Source organism: Enterobacter sp. K16B, assembly GCF_020216105.1.
In the GTDB taxonomy this organism is placed as follows: Bacteria; Pseudomonadota; Gammaproteobacteria; order Enterobacterales; family Enterobacteriaceae; genus Enterobacter; species Enterobacter sichuanensis.
The window spans coordinates 1-428 of sequence record NZ_JAIWJZ010000199.1 but is presented as its reverse complement, the minus strand read 5'-3'; the positions used below and the strand labels follow the sequence as shown (position 1 = coordinate 428).

The following is a 428-nucleotide window of genomic DNA, read 5'->3' as shown; positions in this document are numbered from 1 at the left end:
GTTTATCCGTGACGGAAACGGAAAGCCTAAGGAAGATATTACCTTTGTATATCCACACAATCCGGTCTTTTCCCTGTCGGTTTCTACTAATACCTATCTTGGCGATCCGGCGAGTATGCTGGAGCGAAGTGATGAGATCCAGCCCTACCTGACCCGGATCAATGCGAAGACTCTGCGTAAGGAAAAAACAGAGATTGCAGGATTTGAGGCTGATGAATGGCTCAATACCGCACCATCAGAAAAATCACCGGACACCCCGTCCGGGCAGCTGCTTTTTAACGTGATAGCTAATGAAAAAGTGGTCGATTTTCGGCATCCAATTATCGATGTGACATTGAGCAATCATACCCTGCCCCCCCCGGCCTACAGCGACGCTGAACTGGTGGAAATCTGGGATCGCATCATTCGTTCTTTCCGCGTCAGGGAAA

1 protein-coding gene is annotated in these 428 nt (G+C 49.1%); it reads left to right on the top strand.

The features are described from left to right. A partial coding sequence (locus tag LDK53_RS22660; protein WP_263643526.1) for a T6SS immunity protein Tli4 family protein occupies positions 1 to 428 on the top strand: 428 nt, incomplete at both ends.